The organism is Cupriavidus necator, assembly GCF_016127575.1.
Lineage (GTDB): Bacteria > Pseudomonadota > Gammaproteobacteria > Burkholderiales > Burkholderiaceae > Cupriavidus > Cupriavidus necator_D.
The window spans coordinates 2344915-2364788 of sequence record NZ_CP066018.1; the positions used below are offsets into that span (position 1 = coordinate 2344915).

The window sequence follows — 19874 nt, forward strand, 5'->3', positions numbered from 1 at the left end:
CAGCCTTGCCCGGGGCCGGCCGGGCAGGGTTCAGCGCATCAGCTTGCCGGTGATGAAGCGCCATTCGGCCGGTGTCACCGGCGTGATCGACAGCCGGTTGCCGCGACGTAGCACCACCATGTCGGCCAGTTCCTCATGCTCGCGCAAGGCGGCCAGCGGGATCAGCGCGCTCTTGCGCTCGAAGCGCACGTCGACCAGCAGCCAGCGCGGCGCGTCAGCCTTGGAGGCGGCGTCATAGTACGGGCTCTTGCGGTCGAACTGGGTGGGGTCGGGGTAGGGTACTGAGCAGACCTCGGCCAGGCCGGCAATGCCGGGCTCCGGGCACGACGAGTGGTAGAACAGCACGCCGTCGCCGATCCGCATGGTGTCGCGCATGAAGTTGCGCGCCTGGTAGTTGCGCACGCCGGTCCAGGGCAGCGTGCCTTCCCGGGCCAGGTCGTCGATGCTGGCTTCATCCGGTTCTGATTTCATCAGCCAGTACTGGCGGGCGCGTTGGTTCTGGTTCGGGCTCACGGCGCAGCTCAGGAATCGAAGCAGATCAGGGCGCCGCGTGCACAGGGTGTGCACGCGGACGCGCAGGCAAGAAAAAAGGCGATGGTTCAGAAAACCACCGCCTTTTTAAGGGGTCCCCGCCTTGGCCGCTGGGTCGGCATCCTGAACCCAAGTGAGGTTCAGAGTGGCTGCGGAAGTCGCATTTCGGGTACATCATCCACTCAGGGAGTCCAGGCCAGGCCCAGACTATGAATGCGACGACGCGCTCGCCCACGCGACATGATCCCGCACCATGCAATGCATATCGGTTCAAGGAGTTTATGACCCTCACGAACCAGGCAGGGAAACTGTCAAACGTCTGACTTTCCAGGCGCATCATCGTGCCCGGAAAACCGGATCCGCGTGCGGGATGTCAGACGTTTGCCGTTTCTGACTAGGATGGGATGAGAACGGCGGCCGGGCGCGATAACCTAGCCTGTAGCTGCACATCTATGGTGCCTCGTGCAGTCTGGCTACACTATACACCGCGTTGCAGGGCATACCAAGTCCACTCGCGCGTATCGTTACATTTTGCGCGGCAGCGCGGCATCCGCAGCACATCCCCCTTTCATTGCTCAGCCGCGCGTACCGGTGCCCACGTGCGCGTATTGGCGCAGGGCCTCGTCGGCGCGGTCGTTGAGTTCGCGGATGCGCGCGCGGATGGCATCGACCGGGATCGCGCCCTCGGCCTGCTGCTTGCGCTGCATCGACAGCAGGTCCGAGGCGATGCTGATGGCGGCCATGACCGCCACGCGCTCCACGCCCTTGGCCGCGATGCCGTTGCGCAGCTTGTTCATTTGCGTGTCGACCAGGGCCACGGCTTCGAGCAGCGCGGCCTCGTTCTCGGGCGCGATGGCGAAGCGGTAGGGCTGGCCGGCGATATTGACTTCGACTTGCTTGTTGCTCATGCGTGTTCTCCGGGGGCCTTGTGCGGCTCGGCGTCCTGCGCCGCAGCCTCTTCGCCGAGCAGGTCGAGCTGGCGCGTGTCGCTGGCAGTCGGCAGCTTGTCAAGGATGGACTGGATGCGCAGCTGCGCTTCCTCGATCTTGATATTGAGCAGTTCGCGGTCGGCTGCCATGGCCTCGCGCTCGCCGCGCAACTGCGCGGCTTCGCCCTCCAGCCGGGCGATCTCGTCGCGCAGCCGCTGGTTCTCCGCCGCCAGGGTGTCCGCATGGTGCAGCACGCGCCCGATCTTGGCGGCCAGTTGTTCGAGTTCGGTGAGCATAGGGCCTGTCATGATGGGAGAAGTGTCAGGTATCGCGATTCTAGCCGATGCGCCGGCTTGCACAATGCGGAGGAAAGGGTTTGTGACTGGCGACCCGCGTGGAAGTTGCAGGCTTCTGCACCTAAAACGCCACCAGAGTTGTGACAAAACACTACTGGCAGCCGCGTTGACGCGGGGGGCGAAACGCCCTAGACTCGCGCACGTTCCAGGTGCTCGCCCTTTTCGTCCCTGGCGAAAGGGCAGTTCAACGGGAAACAGGGAGCCAGGCCGGCTGCGCGCCGGACAGGCCAACCTGTGCTGCCCCCGCAACGGTAAGCGACCGCGGTGCGCATCTGCCAGACTCCGACATAGCCGACAGCCAGCCTGCCGGCAACGCCGCTGGCAAGGCCGGATCCCATTCCCGGCCACACGCACCGCAGGACCGGCCACACGCCACTGAACCGCAGGTTCGGGAAGGCGCCGGCCCAGTGTCGCCAGCCCGGATACCGGCCTGAACGCGGGCTGCCGCCCGTGCGCGGCACGCCTCATCGCCATATGGTCCGCGGGGGAACGGGCCCGGCCGTTCCTATCCAGTCCTGCATCATGCGTTCATCGCTCCATAGGTCGACCCGCCCGGCAACCCCGGCGGTGCGTCCGTCCGTGCCCGCCATCCTGGCGGCCATTGCCTCGTTCACCCTGGTTCCGGCCACTTCGTTCGCGCAGGCGGCCGACAGCGGCACCGACAGCCGCACCACGCAGCTCGCGCCGGTGGTGGTCACCTCCACCCGTACCGCGCAAGCCATTACCGAGGCGCTGCCTCACACCACGGTGGTGACGCAGCAGGACATCGTCAATTCGCAGGCGCCCGACCTGCGCACGCTGCTGCGCAACCAGGCCGGCGTGGAGTTCTCGGCCAACGGCGGCATGGGCACCAACACCACGCTGTTCATGCGCGGCGCCAACTCCAACCAGACGCTGATCCTGATCGACGGCGTGCGGGTATCGTCCGCGAGCAGCGGCACCGCGCAATTGGCCAATATCCTGCCCGACCAGATCGAGCGCATCGAGGTGGTGCGCGGCAATGTGTCGGCGCTGTACGGCTCGGACGCCATCGGCGGCGTGGTGCAGATATTCACCAAGAGCGGCGCGGGCCAGGCGCCGGCGGCCAATGCGCAGGTGGAATACGGCAGCAACAACACGCGCCAGGGCACGGTCGGCTATGGCGGCCAGATCGGCGATACCTCGTTCAACCTGACCGGCTCGGCGTTCAAGACCGACGGCTTCTCGTCGATCAACACGAAGCAGGCGCCGCGCGCCAATCCCAACGACAACCCGTACGAGAACCAGAGCGTGTCGGGCCAGGTCAAGCACCGCTTCGCGCCGAACTGGGACGCGGGCTTCACCGGCTATTACTCGAAGAGCAAGCTGTCGTTCGACAGTGCCTTCGGCCGCCCGACCGACGACAACCGCACCAACAGCGAGCTGTACACGCTGTCGGCCTTCGTCAACGGCAAGGTGGGGGCGGACTGGTCCACCCATTTCAAGCTGTCACAGAGCGAGGACCGCAGCGACACCTTCCTCAATGGCAGGCCCAACGGCACTTTCAATACCCGCAACCGCCAGTTCAACTGGCAGAACGAGTATGCGCTGGCCGCCAACCACACGCTGCTGTTCGGCACCGACTACCTGCAGCAGGAGCTCGACTCCAGCGCCTACGGCGCGCCCACGCGCAATGTGTTCTCGGTGTTCGGCGGCTATGACGGGCGCATCGGCAAGCACCAGCTGCAGCTCAACGCGCGCAACGACCATTATTCCGACTTCGGCAACCAGGGCAGCTTCCGCGCCGGCTACGGCTACTACGTGACCGATGCGCTCAAGCTGATCGCCAGCGTCAGCAATGCCTTCCGCGCGCCAACCTTCAACGAGCTGTACTTCCCCAACTTCGGCCAGCCGAACCTGCAGCCCGAACGTGCCAAGTCGGTCGAGGCCGGCGTGCAGTACGCCACCGCCAGCGCCGGCCTGCTGCGCGTGACCGCCTTCGAGACGCGCTACGACGACCTGATCGTGTCGGCGCAGCAGCCCAGCGGCATGTTCCTGGCGCAGAACGTCAACAAGGCCAAGGTGCAGGGCATCGAGGCTTCGTGGCGCGCCACCGTGTATGGCACCGACTTCGGCGCCAGCGTGACCTTCCAGAACCCGGTCGACGAGCAGACCAACACCCAGCTGCTGCGCCGAGCGCGCCGCCATGCCGCGCTCGACGTGGGCCGCGACTTCGGCAACTGGCGCTTCGGCGGCGAATGGCTGGTGTCGTCGTCGCGCATGGATTCCGGCTCGCGCCGGCTGGGCGGATACGGTATCGTCAACCTGAACGCCCGCTACAACATCGACAAGCAATGGTTCATCGCCGCCCGCGTCGAAAACCTGTTCGACAAGGATTACCAGCTCGCCTACCCCTACAACACGCAGGGGCGCGCGGGCTTCATCACGCTGGGCTGGCGCCAGCGATGAGCGCACGGGCGCGCCATGTCTGAGTTCCGGCGCGCCCTGGCGATCTGGCTGGTGCTGGCGCTCGCGGCGCTGCTGGCGTTCGCGTTGTCGCTGGCGCTGGGCAGCGTGCCGCTCGATGCGCGCGAGCTCTGGCTTGCGCTCAGCAGTGCCGACACCGGCACCCCCGCAGCGATCGTGCGCGAACTGCGGCTGCCGCGCGCGGCAGCGGCGTTTGCCTGCGGCGGGCTGCTGGCCCTGTCCGGCGCGCTGATGCAGGTGCTGCTGCGTAACCCGCTGGCCGAGCCCTATGTGCTGGGCGTGTCGGGCGGCGCCTCCACTGCCGCGCTGCTGGCCATGCTGCTGCTGGCCCCGTGGTGGGGCGTTCAGGCCGCCGCCGCCGCCGGTGCACTGGCGGCGATGGTGCTGGTGGCGTCGCTGGCGCGGCGCGACCTGCTGCATCCGCAGGTGCAGGGCGGCCACCGCGAGGCGGGCGCCCGGCTGTTGCTGACCGGCGTGATCCTGGCCGCGGGCTGGGGCGCGGTCATTACCCTGATCCTCTCCATTGCGCCGGAGTCGCGCCTGCGCGGCATGCTGTTCTGGCTGACCGGCGACCTGGGCGGCACCGCCGCCTACGGCGGCGCGCTGGCCATGCTGGTGGTGGCGCTGCTGCTGGCCATGCCGATGGCGCGCGCGCTCAACGTGATGCTGCTGGGCGAGACCGTGGCGCAGTCGCTGGGCGTGCGCGTGGGCCGCGTGCGGCTGGCCACCTTCCTGCTGGCGTCGCTGTGCATTGCCGCTGCCATTACCACGGCCGGCTCGATCGGTTTTGTCGGGCTGGTGGTGCCGCATCTGGTGCGCCTCGCCTGGGGCAACGACCAGCGCCTGCTGCTGCCGGCCGCCACACTGCTGGGCGGCGCGCTGCTGATGGCCGCCGACCTGATCGCACGCACCGTGGTCGCGCCCGCGCAGCTGCCGGTGGGCGTGATCACCGGGCTGCTGGGCGTGCCGACCTTCCTCTACCTGCTGCTGCGGAGGCCGCGATGAGCCTGGCCCCGCACTGGTCCCATCCGCTCACTGCCTGTCCGCAGATCGTGCTGCGCGATGTGAAGCTGCGCACCGGCCAGCGCGTGCTGGTGGAGCGCCTGACGATGACCATCGGCGCGGGGCAGCTATGGTGCATTGCCGGGCCCAACGGTGCTGGCAAGTCCACGCTGATGACGGTGCTGGCCGGGCTGCGCCACGCCGACGGCGGCAGCGCGGAGATCGACGGCGCCGCGGCGGCGCAGATCGCGCCGGCGGTGCTGGCGCGCCAGCGCGCCTACCTGCCGCAGGCCGTGCATGACACCTTCTCGATGTCGGTGCAGGATGCCGTGCGCGTGGGGCGGCATCCGCACCTGTCCGGCTGGGGCTGGACCGGGCGCGAGGATGACCGCATCGTGCAGGAAGTGATCCGAGCGATGGATATTGAAGCGCTGGCCGCGCGCGATGTGCTGACCCTGTCCGGCGGCGAGCGCCAGCGCGCCTCGCTGGCCGCGGCGCTGGCACAGCAGGCGCCGCTGCTGCTGCTGGACGAACCGGTCTCGCACCTGGACCTGCGCCACCAGATCCTGGTGCTGGAACAGCTGGCCGCGCTGGCCCGGGCCGGGCGCCATGCCATCGTGGTGATCCTGCACGACCTGACGCTGGCGCTGCGCTACGCCACCCACGCCCTGCTGATGGCCGAAGACGGCACTACGCTGCATGGCACTGCCGCCCGGGTGCTGACCCCTGAACACTGCTCGCGCGCGCTGCGCACCGCCATCGTCAGCGTCACCGACGGCGCGCATACTGCGCTGATTCCCGACGGGCGCCGCCCCACCCATACCCCACACACGTCATGACTGATACCCAGAACCCGCCTGCAGAAGACCCGGACCGCGATGCCCGCCACAAGGCGCGCATGGAGCGCAAGAAAGAAATCGTCGACGCCAGGATTGCCGCCGCGCAGGATGAGCGCGGCGTGATTGTCATCACCACCGGCAACGGCAAAGGCAAGTCCAGCTCGGGCTTTGGCATGGTGGTGCGCGCGCTTGGCCACGGCATGCGCACCGGCGTGGTCCAGTTCATCAAGGGCGCGCAGCCCACCGGCGAAGAGATGTTCCTGCGCCGCTTCCCGGACGAGTGCGCCTTCCACGTGATGGGCGAGGGCTATACCTGGGAAACGCAGGACCGCGCCCGCGACGTGGCCAAGGCCGAGGCTGCCTGGGAAGTGGCGCGCGGCATGCTGCGCGACCCCGGCATCGGCCTGGTGCTGTTCGATGAGCTGAACATCGCGCTCAAGCTGCACTATCTTGATGTGGAGCAGGTCATTGCCGACCTGCGCGCGCGCCCGCCGATGCAGCACGTGGTCATCACCGGCCGTGGCGCGCCGCCGGCGCTGGTGGAGACGGCCGACACCGTCACCGACATGACGCCGGTCAAGCATGCCTTCCAGCAGGGCATCAAGGCGCAGCGCGGCGTCGAGATGTAGCCGCATCGTTTTTGAATACAAGGTCAACGCATCATGCAGTTTCCGGAAATCACTCCCCTCGACGATGCCCTGCGCCCCGAGCTGCAGGCCGCCATCGACGACAAGACCAAGCCGCTCGGCGCACTGGGCCGGCTGGAATCGCTGGCCTTGCAGCTGGGCCTGATCCTCGGCACGGCGCGGCCGGTGTTGCAGCGCCCGACGGTGATCGTGTTTGCCGCCGACCACGGCGTGGCCGACGCCGGTGTCAGCGCCTATCCGGCCGAGGTCACCGCGCAGATGGTGCAGAACTTCCTGGCCGGCGGCGCGGCGATCAATGTGTTCTCGCGCCAGCACGGCATTGCGCTGGAGATCGTCGACGCGGGCGTGCGCGCGCCGCTGCCGGCGGCACCGGGCCTGGTCAACTGCCGCATTGCCGACGGCACCCGCAACTTCGCCGTCGAACCCGCGATGACGCCGGAGCAGGCCGCCGCGGCGATGACCGCGGGCATGGCGCGCGTGCTGCGCCATGCGCAGCAGGGCTGCAACGTGATCGGCTTCGGCGAGATGGGCATTGCCAACACTTCAGCGGCCGCGTGCCTGATGCAGCGGCTGACCGGCCTGCCGCTGGCAGACTGCATCGGGCGCGGCACCGGGCTGGACGATGCCGGCCTCGCGCGCAAGCGCGAGGTGCTGGAGCGCGCGCTGGCGCTGCATGCCGATGCGCAGGCGCCGCTGGACGTGCTGGCCACCTTCGGCGGCTTCGAGATCGCGATGATGGCAGGCGCCTTCCTGGCCGCCGCCGCGAGCCGCATGGTGATCCTGGTCGATGGCTTTATCGCCACGGCTGCGCTGCTGGTGGCGCAGCGCCTGGACCCCAATGTGCTGCAGTACTGCGTGTTCACGCACTGCTCGCATGAGCGCGGCCACCGTGCGCTGCTGGACCAGTTTGGCGCCGCGCCACTGCTGGCGCTGGACCTGCGCCTGGGCGAGGGCACGGGCGCCGCGCTGGCGTGGCCGTTGCTGGCCTCGGCGGCGGCATTCCTGAACGAAATGGCGACCTTCAGCGGCGCCGGCGTCAGCACCGCCTCGCCATGAGCGTGCCGTCCGACCCGGTGCCTGCACAAGCTGGCCCCGCCGGCGTGGCCGGCGAGCTGCGCTATTTCCTGACGGCGCTGGGCTACTTCACGCGCGTGCCGCTGCCGGGCTGGCTGGCGCGCTGGGCCGGATTCGAACCGCATTACCTGCACGCCGCCGCGCGCTACTTCCCGCTGGTCGGGCTGCTGGTGGGCGGCGTGGGCGCGCTGGTCACCTGGGGCGCGATGCTGTGGTGGCCGTCCGGCGTGGCCGTGCTGCTGGGCATGGCCGCCACGCTGCTGCTGACCGGGGCCTTCCATGAAGACGGCCTGGCCGATTGCGTCGATGCCTTCGGCGGCGCGTGGCAGCGCGAGGACGTGCTGCGCATCATGCATGACTCGCGCATCGGCGCGTTCGGTGCGATCGCGCTGGTGGTGGCGTTGCTGCTCAAGTGGCAGTTGCTGGTGGCGATTGCCGGGCGCGGCGGGTTGATGGTGCTGCTGGCGGTGATCGTCGCCGCGCATGCCGCCAGCCGCGCGATGGCGGTCAGCTATCTGGCCACGCTGACCTACGTGCGCGCGCAAGGCAAGGCCAAGCCGGTGGCGCAGAAGCTGGCCGGCGCGGGGCTGGCGTTCGCGCTGCTGTGCGGGCTGGTGCCGCTGTGGCTGGTGTCGCCGTGGTTCTGCGCGGCGGCAGTGGTCGCGCTGCTGGGGCTGCGCCTGCTGCTCGGCCGCTACTTCGTGCGCCGCATCGGCGGCTATACCGGCGACTGCCTGGGCATGGCCCAGCAGTGCGCCGAGATCCTGCTCTACCTGGTGGCCGCGGCATGGATGTGGTCCTGATCCGCCATGCGCAGCCGCAGGTGCCGGCGGGCACCTGCTATGGCTGCCTCGACCTGCCGCTGGTGGCGCCGCTGGCGCCCGCAGCGGCGCGGATCGCCGCGGGCCTGCCCACGCCTGATCGCATTGTCGCCAGCCCGCTGGCGCGCGCGCTTGGCACCGCGCAGGCGCTGGTGCAGGCGCTGCCGGGCGGCGCGCCGGCCATCGATACCGAACCCCGGCTGCGCGAGATCGATTTCGGCAGCTGGGAGGGCGTGGCCTGGGATGCCATCGACCGCGCCGCGCTCGACCAGTGGGCGGCCGACCTGCTGCACGCGCGCCCGCATGGCGGCGAAGCGCCGGCGCAGGCGATGGCGCGGGTTGCCGGCTGGGCGGGAACGCTTGCCACGGATGGCGCTGAATGTCTCTGGGTGGTCGGCCATGCCGGCCCGATGCGCATGCTGGCCGCGCACTGGCTGGGCGTGCCGCTGGCGACGACGGTCAACTGGGCGTTGGGCTTCGGGGCCAGTTGTGGCTTCACGCTGGGGCCGGGAGAGGTCCGGCTCGGCTGGTGGAACCGCGCCGCCTGATCAGCGTGCGGGCCGGCGCTTGCGCGCCGTTTCGAGGTCCTTGCAGATCAGCTCGGCGCCTTGCGCCACGCGCGGACCGGCGCGGTTGACCAGGTCGCCGTCGATCACGAACAGGTTGTTGCGCGCCACCGCCGTGACCTGCTTCCAGCGCCGCCACATCTCGAAATCCGGCAGCGGCTGATCCGAGCGCGTGGCGCCCATGCCCGCCGTCAGCATCGCCTCCGGGTTGCCCGCGATCACCGCTTCGACCGACACCGTCGGCACCAGCGGCGTCTCGGCCGCGAACAGGTTGCGCCCGCCGCACAGCGCCAGCATGTCGCTGACCAGGTGCTGGCCGTTGAGCGTCATCAGCGGCTGCTGCCAGACCTGGTAGAACACCGTCACCGGCGGGCGGGCCGCGTAAGTCTTGCGTAGCGTCTCCACCTGCTGGCGGAAGCCGTCGGCAGCGCGCCGCGCGGTGGCTTCGGTGCCCAGCAGCGTGCCGAGCTTCTCCATGTTCTCCGGGATCGCGGCCAGCCTGCGCGGCTCGCTGTAGAACAACGGGATGCCGAGCGCGCGCAGACGGTCGGTCTGCCTCTGCGCATTGCCGTGGCGCCAGACCACGATCAGGTCCGGCTTGAGCGCGGCGATGCGCTCCAGGTCCAGCGCCTTGTTGTCGCCCACGCGCGCGATCTCGCGCGCCTGCGGCGGGTAGTCGCTGTAGCTGACCGTGCCGACGATGCGGTCGCCGCCGCCGGCCGCGAAGATCATCTCGGTGACGTGCGGCGCCAGCGAGATCACGCGGCGCGCGGGCTGCGGCAGTGTCACCGTCTGGCCAGCGTCGTCGACGGCAGACACCGTGGCGGCGGCAGGCAGGGCTGCCAGCAGCAGCGTGGAAGCGATAACGGGCGTCAGGCGGTTCAGCATGGAATCGGGGAAAGTGGTTCAGGCAGTGACCGCGGCCAGTGCCGCGTCCAGCCGCTGCCAGGCGTGCGGCTGGTCCGGCGGCAGGCCCAGGCGCAGGCTCGGCGGGCAGCCGCCGGCGGCGTCGAAGCAGCGGGTCCAGACGCCATGTTGCGCGAGCCCGTGCTGCAGCCGTGCGGCGTCGCCATGCGGCACCCAGCAGAACAGCGGATGCATCACCGGCGCCAGGCCATGGCGGTCCAGCAGCGCGGCCAGCTTCGCCCCGCATGCTTGCAGCCGCGCGCGGGTGGCATCCTGCCAGCCGTGGTCGGCCAGCGCATGCCGCGCGACCTCGCGTGCCGGGCCCGATACGGTCCAATGGCCCAGGCGCTCGCGCAGCGCGTCCAGCAGTACCGGCTGCGCCAGCACGAAGCCGCAGCGGATGCCGGCCAGGCCATAGAACTTGCCGATCGAGCGCAGCACCACCAGGCCGGCCTTGCCGCTGTGCGCGGCCACCGAGCCATCGGGCAGGCAGTCGATAAAGGCTTCATCGACCAGCAGCGTGCCGCCGCGCGCCGCCAGCTTCGCGTGCCAGCGCAGCAGCGTTGCGGCGGGCAGCATGCGGCCGGTCGGGTTGTTCGGGTTGACGACGACGAGATGGTCGAGCTCGTCGGCCAGCGCCGCCTGCGCGAAAGCCGCTTCATCCAGCGGCGCCACCGCATGGCCCGCGGCAGCGAAGGCCGGCGCGTATTCGCTGTAGCCGAGCGCGGCGATGCCCACGCGGCCCGGGCGCAGCAGACCCGGCAGCGTGCGGATGGCGGCCTGCGAGCCGGCGACGGGCAAGGCCCGCGGCGCGCCGCAGGCCTGCGCGGCCAGCTCGGCCAGTCCGTCGTCATCCTGCGGCAGCCGTTGCCACGCTTGCGCAGGCAGCGCCGGCACCGGATAGCCGTCGGGATTGATGCCGGTGGACAGGTCGAGCCAGTCGCCGGCGGGGCGGCCGTAGCGGCGCACCGCGGCAAGCAGGTCGCCGCCGTGGCGGATCCGGGGCAGGGCGCTGCTCATGCCGGCGTGGCAAGCGCAAGGACGGCCAGCGCGCTGGCGCCTGCCAGCGCCAGCCACAGCCACAAGGTGCGCTCGACCAGCCGCAGGCAGGCCGTCACGTGCGCGGCTTGCGGCGCGGGGCCGGCGCCCAGCGGCGGGCGTTGCTCGATCTCGCCGTGATAGCGCGCCGGGCCGCCGAGTCGCACGCCCACCGCACCGGCGCCCGCGGCCATCACGGGGCCGGCATTGGGACTTGACCATGCCGGCGCCTGCGTGCGCCAGCAATGCAACGCCTGCGCGGTGGCGCCGAGCAGCGCATAGGACAGCGCGGTCAGGCGCGCGGGCACGAGGTTGAGCCCGTCGTCGATGCGCGCCGCGGCCCAGCCGAAATACAGCAGCCGCGGCGTACGGTAGCCCCACATCGCATCGAGCGTATTGGCCAGCCGGAACACGATCACGGCGGGCGCGCCGCCGACCAGGAACCAGAACAGCGCGCCGAAGACCGCGTCGTTGCCGTTTTCCAGCGCCGACTCGCAGGCGGCACGGGCCAGTGCTTCAGCATCGGCATCGGTGGTGTCGCGCGAGACGATGCGCGCGGTCAGCGTGCGCGCGGCGGGCAGGTCCGCCGCGGCAAGGGCGGCGGCGATCGGGGCGATATGCTGGTGCAGGCTGCGCGCGCCGAGTGCGGCGTACAGTGCCACCGCATGCAGCGCCAGGGCGGCAACAGGATGCAGGCCGGCCGCAGCGTCGACCAGCCACCATGCGAGCGTTGCCGGCACCAGCACCAGCACACACCAGCCGGCGAGACCGGCAAGGCGCTGGCGCCAGGGCGCACCGCGGTGCGGCGCAGGGTTGAGCCGCCGCTCAAACGCGGCAGCGATGCGGCCGAAGCCCACCAGCGGATGCCAGCGGCGCGGCTCGCCCAGCCAGAGGTCCAGCAGAACGCCCGTCAGTGCCGCTGCCACGCATGCCGGCCAGGCCAGCATCAGCATGTGGGATCGGCGCCCTTCACCGCAACCGGAATGCCTGCCACCATCAGCCGCACGCAGTCGGCGGCGGCGGCCAGCTTCTGGTTCAGGCGGCCCAGTTCATCGACATAGAAGCGGGTGATGGCGCCCATCGGGATCACGCCGAAGCCGATCTCGTTCGAGACCAGGATCACATGGCCCGGCAGCGTCGGCAGCGCGGTGAGCAGCGCTTCGATTTCCTCGGTGAAGGCATCCGGCGGCGTGATCACGCCATGTTCGGGATACGCGCGGCCGTCGGGGAAGATCAGGTTGTTCATCCACAGCGTCATGCAATCCACCAGGATGCAGCCGTCGTGGCGCGCGTTGGCGTAGAGCGCATCGGCCAGGTGCACCGGCTCTTCCACCAGGCGCCAGTCGGCGGGGCGGCGGGCGCGGTGCAGGGCGATGCGGACCTCGAGCTCCTGGTCGGCGTGCGCCAGGTCCTGGTGCGCGGTGGCGATGTAGGTGACCGGGCCGCCGGTGATGGTGGCATGGTCGGTGGCGAGCTGTTCGGCGTAATGGCTCTTGCCGGAACGCGCGCCGCCCAGCACCAGGGTGAGCTGGCGGTTACCGTGTCCGCCGGCGGCACGCGGCTGGGTGGCGGTGTCGGGGGCGGAGGCGGGTGCGATGGCCGGGGTTTCCATCCGCGTATTGTAGCCGCCGCATCCGGGCATCGCACGGGGGGTGTTGCAGGCACCGGTGCGATAATCCGCCAATGCAGACCGACTCCTCGCAATCCCTGCCGCCGGGTGCCCTGCGCGGCACGCTGATGGTCCAGGGCACGACTTCCGATGCCGGCAAGAGCACCATCGTGGCCGGCCTGTGCCGGGTGCTGGCGCGTGCCGGCACGCACGTGGTGCCATTCAAGCCGCAAAACATGGCGCTGAACAGCGCGGTCACCGCCGACGGCGGCGAGATCGGCCGCGCGCAGGCGCTGCAGGCACAGGCCGCGCGGCTGGCACCGCATACCGACATGAACCCGGTGCTGCTCAAGCCCAGCAGCGACACCGGCGCGCAGGTGATCATCCACGGCCGCGCACGGCTGGACCTGGATGCGCGCGCCTACCATGCCTACAAGCCCGAGGCGATGAAGGCCGTGCTGGCTTCGCACACGCGCCTGGCGCAGGCCTATAAGGTGGTGCTGGTGGAGGGCGCCGGCAGCCCGGCCGAGGTCAACCTGCGCGAGCGCGACATCGCCAACATGGGCTTTGCCGAGCGCGTCGACTGCCCGGTGGTGCTGGTGGCGGACATCGACCGCGGTGGCGTGTTTGCGCACCTGGTCGGCACGCTCGACTGCCTGTCCGAGAGCGAACGCGCGCGCGTGACCGGCTTCATCATCAACCGCTTCCGCGGCGATGTCGGCCTGCTGGAGCCGGGACTGGACTGGCTGGTGGCGCGCACCGGCAAACCGGTATTCGGCGTGCTGCCCTTCCTGCACGGCCTGCATCTCGATGCCGAGGACGCCATCATCGGCGCGCAAGCGGACAAGGCCGGCACGCCGGCGCAGCGCCTGCGCGTGATCGTGCCGGTGCTGCCGCGCATCGCCAACCATACCGACTTCGACGCGCTGCGCGCGCACCCGCAGGTGGACCTGCAGTTTGTCGGGCCCGGCATGCCGATCCCGCCCGCGGACCTGGTGGTGCTGCCCGGCAGCAAGAACGTGCGCGGCGACCTGGACTTCATCCGCGCCAATGGCTGGGACGCGGCGCTGGCCCGGCACCTGCGCTACGGCGGCAAGCTGATCGGGATCTGCGGCGGCATGCAGATGCTGGGGCGGCAGGTGCACGATCCCGATGGCCGCGAAGGCCCGGCCGGCAGCAGCGCGGGGCTGGGCTGGCTGGATTTCGAGACCACGCTGGCGGCAGAGAAGCAGCTGCGCCAGGTCGGCGGCCGGCTGGCGCTGGATCAGGCCGATGCGCCGGTGCGCGGCTATGAGATCCACCTTGGCGTCACCACGGGCGCGGGGCTGGAGCAGCCGGCCCTGTGGCTCGAGCGCGGCGACGGCACGGTGCGGCCCGACGGCGCGCGCTCGGCCGACGGCCAGGTGCTGGCCACCTATGTCCACGGCCTGTTCGACGAGCCCGCCGGCTGCCAGGCGCTGCTGCGCTGGGCGGGGCTGGACGGCGCCCAGGAGGTGGACCTCGACGCATTGCGCGAAGCATCGATCGAGCGGCTTGCCGACACCATGACCGCGCACCTGGACCTGGATGCGATGCTGGCGCCGCTGCGGCGCTGACGCATGCGGCACGGCCGCCTGGCGGGGCCCCTGCTAGAATCGCGAATCTTTCGCATTTGCATTCTGCGTGGAGGTGGCCTGTGCGCCATATTCCACGCATGGCAGCGTCCGCTCAACGTACTTCAGCCCCCACATGGTCACCGGCCGCCTGCGCGTCGCCCTCGTCAAACTGCACCTGTATATCGGCCTGAGCCTTGGCCTGCTGTTCGTCCTGTTCGGGCTGACCGGCATGACCATTGCCTGGCGGGAGGAACTGGATGCCTGGCTCAACCCTGACCTGCTGGTGGCGTCCGCGCCGATGACGGAGCCGGTGTCGCCGGCCACGGTCCAGGCAGTGACCGAGCGGCTGGCTGCACCCCCCTATGGCAAGCCCAACCTGCTGATGCTGCCCGTCCATGCCGACGGCGTCTTTATCGCCTGGTACCCGGTCAAGGGGCCCGACGGCGTGGTGCCGGGCCGCTCGCGCCAGGTGATGGTCGATCCGGTCACGCTTGCGGTGAAGGGCGAGCGGGTCTGGGGCGAGGCGGGCCTGTCGCGCCGCCTGTTGCTGCCCACGCTGTTTCACCTGCATCGCTACCTGCTGTCAGGCGACACCGGCAAGACCATCACCGGCGTGGCCGGCATGCTGCTGTTGCTGACCACGCTGGTGGGCGTGGCGGTGTGGTGGCCCAGGATGAAGCTGCGCTCGGTGGTGCAGGCGTTCCGCATCACGCACGGCGGCTCATGGTCGCGCTTCAACTATTCGCTGCATCGCGCCGGCGGCATCCTGGCCGCGCCGGTGCTGGCCATCATCGCCTTTTCGGGCTGGTACCTGAACCTGCCGAAGTGGGTGACACCGATGGTGGCGGGCGTGATGACCGTGACGCCGCCGGTGAAGCACGTCTCGGCACCGGCGCCGGCCGGGGCCCGGCCGCTGGGCGCGGGCGAGATCATGGCGGCGGCGCAGGCCCGGTACCCGCAAGCGCAGGTGACCCGCATCAGCTTCCCGCGCAAGCCGGGCGATGCGTTCGAGATCCGGCTGCGCCAGCCCGGCGAGGTGCGCAAGGATACCGGTGCCACGCGGCTGTGGCTCGATGCCTGGAGCGGCAAGCCGCTGGGCATGCGTGATCCGCAGCAGGCGCCGGCGGGCGACACGCTGCTGAACTGGCTGTTTCCGCTCCATACCGGCGAGGCCTTCGGGCTGCCGGGGCGGGTGTTTATCACGCTGTTCGGGCTGGCGCCGCTGGCGTTTGCCGTGACCGGCGTGCTGATCTGGTGGAAGCGGCGGCGGGGTCATCAGCGGCATGTGGTGAAGGCCGCACAGCGATCCGGCATGCGCCGGGCATGAAAAAAGCAGGCCGCCGGCCTGCTTTTTTTGCCTGGTGCGGCGCTGCCGCTCAGATTTCCAGGTTATCGATCAGCCGGGTCGCGCCCAGCTTGGCGGCAGTCAGGATTACCAGCGGCTCGCCGGCGAGGAATTCCTCGCGCGTCGGCGCCTGCAGGTCGACGCGCTTGCGGATCGACACGTAGTCCGGCTTCCAGCCGCGCCTGGCCAGCGATTCCTTCGCATTCGCCTCGACCGCAAGCAGGTCGGCCGAAGCGCGGTCGCTGCCCAGCACGGTGTCGCGCACGTCATGCAGCGTGCGGTACAGCACCGGCGCCTCGGCGCGCTCGTCGGGGCTCAGGTAGCGGTTGCGCGACGACAGCGCCAGGCCGTCTTCGGCACGGATGGTCTCGGCGGGGATGATGTCGATCGGCAGGGCAAACTGCTGCACCATGCGGCGCACGATCATCAGCTGCTGGTAGTCCTTCTTGCCGAACACCGCCACGCGCGGCTGCGCGCACGAGAACAGCTTCATCACCACCGTGCACACGCCCTTGAAGAAGCCGGGGCGGAACTCGCCTTCCAGGATGTCGCCCAGGTCATGCGGCGGCTCGACGCGGTATTCCTGCGGTTCGGGGTACATATCGCGCTCGGACGGCGCGAACAGCACGTAGACGCCTTCCTTCTGCAGTTTCTCGATATCGTCCTGCAGCGTGCGCGGGTACTTGTCGAAATCCTCGTTCGGGCCGAACTGCAGGCGGTTCACGAAGATCGATGCCACCACCGGGTCGCCGTGCTGGCGCGCCAGGCGCATCAGCGACAGGTGGCCTTCGTGCAGGTTGCCCATGGTGGGCACGAAGGCAGCGCGGTTCTGGCCGCGCAGTTGGTCGCGCAGCTCTTGGATGGAGGAAATGACTTTCATCTGCCTTGGTGTGCTGGTCGTGGTAGGTGTGACCCGGGCGCCGGTCCGTCGAGGGGCGGCACATGGACTACCGGTCTCGGCCTTCTGTCGGGCGCGGGGCCTTCGGGCACTTGCCTTCGGGGCCTGCACCGTGGGCCATTGGGCCGGCTGTCGGCGGATTGTAGAACATGTTGGGACGGGGCCGGACCCCGCAGCGCGGGTGGGTCAGGTCGGGCTGTACGCCAATCGCACATAAATTGGGGCGAACGGTTCGGCCTGGGTGATCTCCACCAGCGCTTCGCGCGACAGCTCCAGCATGGCGATAAAGTTCACCACCACCACCGGCACGCCCTTGCCGGAGCGCACCGCGTCCTCGAACAGCTCGGAGAATTCCATGAAGCGCGCGTGTTGCAAGCGGCGCAGGATCTGGCTCATGTGCTCGCGCACCGACAGTTCCTCGCGCGAGATCTTGTGGTGCTGGTTGAGCTTGGCGCGCTTGAGCACATCGGCCCAGGCGGCCTGCAGGTCGATCGTCTCCACTTCCGGGAAGCGCGGCGCCAGGCTCTGCTCGATATAGACCTGCGAGCGCAGGAAGTCGCGGCCCAGCTGCGGCACCGTGTCCAGGCGCTGCGCGGCCAGCTTCATCTGCTCGTACTCCAGCAGGCGGCGCACCAGCTCGGCGCGCGGGTCCTCGGCCTCATCGTCGCTGTCGGCCTTCTTGACCGGCAGCAGCATGCGCGACTTGATCTCGATCAGCATGGCCGCCATCAGCAGGTATTCGGCGGCCAGCTCGAGGTTGGTCTTGCGGATCTGCTCGATGTAGGACAGATACTGCCGCGTGACCTGCGACATCGGGATGTCGAGGACATTGAAGTTCTGCTTGCGGATCAGGTACAGCAGCAGGTCCAGCGGGCCCTCGAAGGCTTCCAGGAAGATCTCGAGCGCGTCCGGCGGGATGTACAGGTCCTGCGGCAGCTTGAACAGCGGCTCGCCGTACAGGCGCGCGAAGGCCATCCCGTCGACCATGTCGGCGGGGCCGGCAGGGCCGGCTGCAACGGCCGGGGCCACGGCAGGCAGCTCGACGGGCAGCGGCAGCTTGTCCTGGTCGCCTGCGCTCATGGGCGGCGTGCGCTCGCGGGGGCGGCGGGAATCAGTTGTCCTGCGCGTAGACGTATGGCTTCTGCGCCACGCGCGAAGCTTCGGCGCGGGCGCGCTCTTCCAGGTCGATCGGCGACTTGTCCCACAGCAGGGCACGGCCGTCGCGCTGTTCGGCCTCCAGCGTCGGGCGCTCTTGCTTGAGCTGCTTCAGGAACTGGGTGATATCGGATTCGTAGATGGCCATGTTCAACCGTGATGCGCCCGCGCGGGCGCCAGATAGGTACAGTGGGCCACGATTTTACAGTATCGGCCCCCCGGAATGCATCCGGGCCGGGTGCAAGGCGCCGGAAAGTTCCGGGCATAAGGCCGGGTGTGGTCAAATACCGACTTTGTATGTGTGGACAATCGGCGATGCCGCAAGACACCGCTATTACCGCTGACTCCGCTGGCCGCGCGCGCGTGGCCGTTCGCGTACTGGCCGCGCTGGGCGCGGTGCTGGCGCTGGCGGCCGCCCCGGCGCGCGCCGCCTACAAGGTCGAAGTCGAGGCGCCCAAGCCGATCCGCGAGATGCTGGAAGAGCATCTGGACCTGGCACGCTACCAGGACCGCGCCGACCTTTCGCCGGACCAGCTCGACTATATGATCGAGACCGTCGGCGAGCAGGTGCGGGCGTTCACCTCAACCGAGGGCTACTTCGACCCGACCACCACCACCCGCGTGGAAGGCGAGGGCGACAAGCGCGTGGTCCACGTGATGGTCGACCCCGGCGCGCGCACGCTGATCCGCAATGTCGACGTCCAGGTGACGGGCCCGGCGGCCACGCGTTCGCCCGAACAGGTGGCCGAGCTGCAGGCCAAGTGGGGACTGCCGGTGGGCGAGCCGTTCCGGCAGGGCGACTGGGACAAGGCCAAGGAGGACGCGCTGGTCACGCTGCAGAGCCACAATTACTACGGCGCGCGCCTGGCCGCGTCGCAGGCGCGCGTGGAGCCGGACGACCAGCGCGCGGACCTGTCCGCGCATTACGCCAGCGGCCCGGCCTACCTGCTGGGGCCGCTGAAGGTGACCGGCACGCGCCGCTATCCGCAACAGATCATCTACAACGTCAACCCGCTGAACGAGGGCGAGCCGTACCGCGTGGAGCGGCTGCTCGAGTTGCAGCGCGCGATCCAGAACCAGCCGTACTTCTCCAACGTGCAGGTCGACCTGGAACCGCCCCCGGACGCCGACAAGGCGGCAGACGGCGTGGTGACCGCGCCGGTCTCGGTGCGCGTGCGCGAATATCCGGCGCACCGGCTCAACAGCGGCGTGGGCTTTACCACCGACACCGGCGCGCAGATCGAAGGCCGCTATTCGTACTACAACCTGTTCAACCGCGCCTGGACCTTCGACTCGCAGGCGCGGCTGGAGCAGAAGCGCTCCTATCTGTTCGCCGAGGCCGCGATGCCCCCGGACAGGGGCAACTACCGCAACAGCGTGTACAGCAGCTACGAGCGCACCATCGACATCGAGAACACCGACACCACCAGCCTGCGCGCGGGCCTGAAGCGCTCGCGCTCGCGCGAGAAGTACGACGTGACGACGTCGCTGGATTTCTACTACGACAAGCTGCTGCCGGAGGGCCAGGCCGCCCAGATCAGCAAGGCGCTGGTGCCGGCCTTTGCCTGGACGCGGCGCGACGTCGACAATCCCGTGTTCCCGCGCCGCGGCAACGTGATCAGCACCCAGATCGGGGTGGCCGCCAGGGGATTCCTCAGCGATGCCACATTCCTGCGGCTGTACGGCCGTATCCGCCAGTACATACCGGTGGGCAAGCGCGACCTGGTGGTGGCACGGCTGGAACTCGGTGCCGACCTGACCGGCGACAGCTCCAGCCAGATCCCGGCCACGCTGCGCTTCCGCGCCGGCGGCACCGATTCGATTCGGGGCTACACCTACCAGTCGATCGGCACGCCCAGCGGCTCCAGCATCTTGCCGGCCAAGTACCTGGGCACCGGCAGCCTGGAGTACCAGTACTGGTTCAAGCCGGACTGGGGCGTGGCGGTGTTCTGGGATCTCGGCACCGCCGCCGACAACCTGCGCGGCGTGACCATCTACAACGGCGTGGGCGTCGGCGTGCGCTGGCGCACGCCGGTGGGCCCGCTGCAGCTGGACGTGGGCTACGGCATCCAGGAGCAGCAGTTCCGCCCGCATATCTCGCTGGGGGTGGCGTTCTGA

The 19874-nt window shown here is 69.6% G+C and carries 20 protein-coding genes and 1 other RNA gene; 10 read left to right on the plus strand and 11 right to left on the minus strand.

The window, feature by feature from the left end; genetic code table 11:
* Window positions 1-30 precede the first annotated feature (30 nt).
* From I6H87_RS10965 to I6H87_RS10980, 4 genes are all read right to left on the minus strand, one after another.
* Window positions 31-513, minus strand: coding sequence for an EVE domain-containing protein (locus I6H87_RS10965; protein ID WP_010814922.1), 483 nt, complete (start codon window positions 511-513; stop codon window positions 31-33).
* Between the two features lie 109 nt (window positions 514-622).
* A non-coding RNA gene (gene ssrS, locus I6H87_RS10970) (6S RNA) lies at window positions 623-840 on the minus strand.
* A gap of 266 nt (window positions 841-1106) precedes the next feature.
* Window positions 1107-1439 carry a cell division protein ZapA gene (locus I6H87_RS10975; RefSeq protein WP_010814921.1) on the minus strand — a complete coding sequence of 111 codons (333 nt, stop codon included), beginning with the start codon at window positions 1437-1439 and terminating at the stop codon, window positions 1107-1109.
* Window positions 1436-1756: a hypothetical protein gene (locus I6H87_RS10980; protein WP_010814920.1), complete on the minus strand. Its 321-nt coding sequence runs from the start codon at window positions 1754-1756 to the stop codon at window positions 1436-1438. Before I6H87_RS10980 ends, I6H87_RS10975 begins: the two co-directional genes overlap by 4 nt.
* A 582-nt stretch (window positions 1757-2338) precedes the next feature.
* On the opposite strand from I6H87_RS10980, the gene I6H87_RS10985 reads away from it, so the two are divergent.
* From I6H87_RS10985 to I6H87_RS11015, 7 genes are read left to right on the plus strand one after another with little or no spacing between them, the layout of a single operon-like run.
* Window positions 2339-4243: a TonB-dependent receptor domain-containing protein gene (locus I6H87_RS10985; protein ID WP_041687494.1), complete on the plus strand. Its 1905-nt coding sequence runs from the start codon at window positions 2339-2341 to the stop codon at window positions 4241-4243.
* Between the two features lie 15 nt (window positions 4244-4258).
* Complete coding sequence (locus tag I6H87_RS10990) at window positions 4259-5266, plus strand: FecCD family ABC transporter permease (protein WP_011615937.1); 1008 nt, start codon at window positions 4259-4261, stop codon at window positions 5264-5266.
* On the plus strand, window positions 5263-6102 hold the full coding sequence (locus I6H87_RS10995) for an ABC transporter ATP-binding protein (protein WP_011615936.1): 840 nt from the start codon (window positions 5263-5265) through the stop codon (window positions 6100-6102). Before I6H87_RS10990 ends, I6H87_RS10995 begins: the two co-directional genes overlap by 4 nt.
* Window positions 6099-6731 carry a cob(I)yrinic acid a,c-diamide adenosyltransferase gene (gene cobO / locus I6H87_RS11000; RefSeq protein ID WP_011615935.1) on the plus strand — a complete coding sequence of 211 codons (633 nt, stop codon included), beginning with the start codon at window positions 6099-6101 and terminating at the stop codon, window positions 6729-6731. Before I6H87_RS10995 ends, cobO begins: the two co-directional genes overlap by 4 nt.
* A 33-nt stretch (window positions 6732-6764) precedes the next feature.
* Complete coding sequence (cobT, locus tag I6H87_RS11005; RefSeq protein WP_010814915.1) at window positions 6765-7805, plus strand: nicotinate-nucleotide--dimethylbenzimidazole phosphoribosyltransferase; 1041 nt, start codon at window positions 6765-6767, stop codon at window positions 7803-7805.
* Complete coding sequence (locus I6H87_RS11010) at window positions 7802-8626, plus strand: adenosylcobinamide-GDP ribazoletransferase (protein WP_051398493.1); 825 nt, start codon at window positions 7802-7804, stop codon at window positions 8624-8626. The genes cobT and I6H87_RS11010 overlap by 4 nt, the downstream gene beginning before the upstream one ends.
* Window positions 8611-9192, plus strand: coding sequence for a histidine phosphatase family protein (locus I6H87_RS11015; RefSeq protein ID WP_010814913.1), 582 nt, complete (start codon window positions 8611-8613; stop codon window positions 9190-9192). Before I6H87_RS11010 ends, I6H87_RS11015 begins: the two co-directional genes overlap by 16 nt.
* On the opposite strand, the gene I6H87_RS11020 is transcribed toward I6H87_RS11015, so the two are convergent.
* From I6H87_RS11020 to cobU, 4 genes are read right to left on the minus strand one after another with little or no spacing between them, the layout of a single operon-like run.
* Window positions 9193-10098 (minus strand): cobalamin-binding protein, encoded by a 906-nt coding sequence (locus I6H87_RS11020; protein WP_011615933.1) that lies wholly within the window; start codon window positions 10096-10098, stop codon window positions 9193-9195.
* 18 nt (window positions 10099-10116) lie between these two features.
* A complete protein-coding gene (gene cobD / locus I6H87_RS11025) occupies window positions 10117-11136 on the minus strand; it encodes a threonine-phosphate decarboxylase CobD (protein WP_011615932.1) in 1020 nt (339 codons plus the stop codon).
* Window positions 11133-12107: a CobD/CbiB family cobalamin biosynthesis protein gene (locus tag I6H87_RS11030; RefSeq protein WP_010814910.1), complete on the minus strand. Its 975-nt coding sequence runs from the start codon at window positions 12105-12107 to the stop codon at window positions 11133-11135. The genes cobD and I6H87_RS11030 overlap by 4 nt, the downstream gene beginning before the upstream one ends.
* A complete protein-coding gene (gene cobU / locus I6H87_RS11035) occupies window positions 12101-12796 on the minus strand; it encodes a bifunctional adenosylcobinamide kinase/adenosylcobinamide-phosphate guanylyltransferase (RefSeq protein ID WP_037023640.1) in 696 nt (231 codons plus the stop codon). Before cobU ends, I6H87_RS11030 begins: the two co-directional genes overlap by 7 nt.
* Window positions 12797-12837: 41 nt before the next feature.
* On the opposite strand from cobU, the gene I6H87_RS11040 reads away from it, so the two are divergent.
* Together I6H87_RS11040 and I6H87_RS11045 are read left to right on the plus strand one after the other, a co-directional pair.
* Window positions 12838-14358 carry a cobyric acid synthase gene (locus I6H87_RS11040; protein WP_011615930.1) on the plus strand — a complete coding sequence of 507 codons (1521 nt, stop codon included), beginning with the start codon at window positions 12838-12840 and terminating at the stop codon, window positions 14356-14358.
* A gap of 133 nt (window positions 14359-14491) precedes the next feature.
* The gene (locus I6H87_RS11045) at window positions 14492-15685 is read left to right on the plus strand and encodes a PepSY-associated TM helix domain-containing protein (RefSeq protein WP_011615929.1); all 1194 of its coding nucleotides are present in this window, start codon (window positions 14492-14494) and stop codon (window positions 15683-15685) included.
* Window positions 15686-15734: 49 nt separating this feature from the next.
* Here I6H87_RS11045 and panC read toward each other — a convergent pair whose 3' ends face one another.
* From panC to I6H87_RS11060, 3 genes are all read right to left on the minus strand, one after another.
* Complete coding sequence (gene panC / locus I6H87_RS11050; RefSeq protein WP_010814906.1) at window positions 15735-16583, minus strand: pantoate--beta-alanine ligase; 849 nt, start codon at window positions 16581-16583, stop codon at window positions 15735-15737.
* 204 nt (window positions 16584-16787) lie between these two features.
* Window positions 16788-17681, minus strand: coding sequence for a segregation and condensation protein A (locus I6H87_RS11055; RefSeq protein ID WP_010814905.1), 894 nt, complete (start codon window positions 17679-17681; stop codon window positions 16788-16790).
* Window positions 17682-17712: 31 nt separating this feature from the next.
* Window positions 17713-17904 carry a DUF3460 family protein gene (locus I6H87_RS11060; protein WP_010814904.1) on the minus strand — a complete coding sequence of 64 codons (192 nt, stop codon included), beginning with the start codon at window positions 17902-17904 and terminating at the stop codon, window positions 17713-17715.
* A 167-nt stretch (window positions 17905-18071) separates the two neighbouring features.
* Here I6H87_RS11060 and I6H87_RS11065 point away from each other — a divergent pair, with 167 nt between their 5' ends.
* Entirely contained in the window at window positions 18072-19874 is a 1803-nt protein-coding gene (locus tag I6H87_RS11065) for an autotransporter assembly complex protein TamA (RefSeq protein WP_010814903.1), read from the plus strand.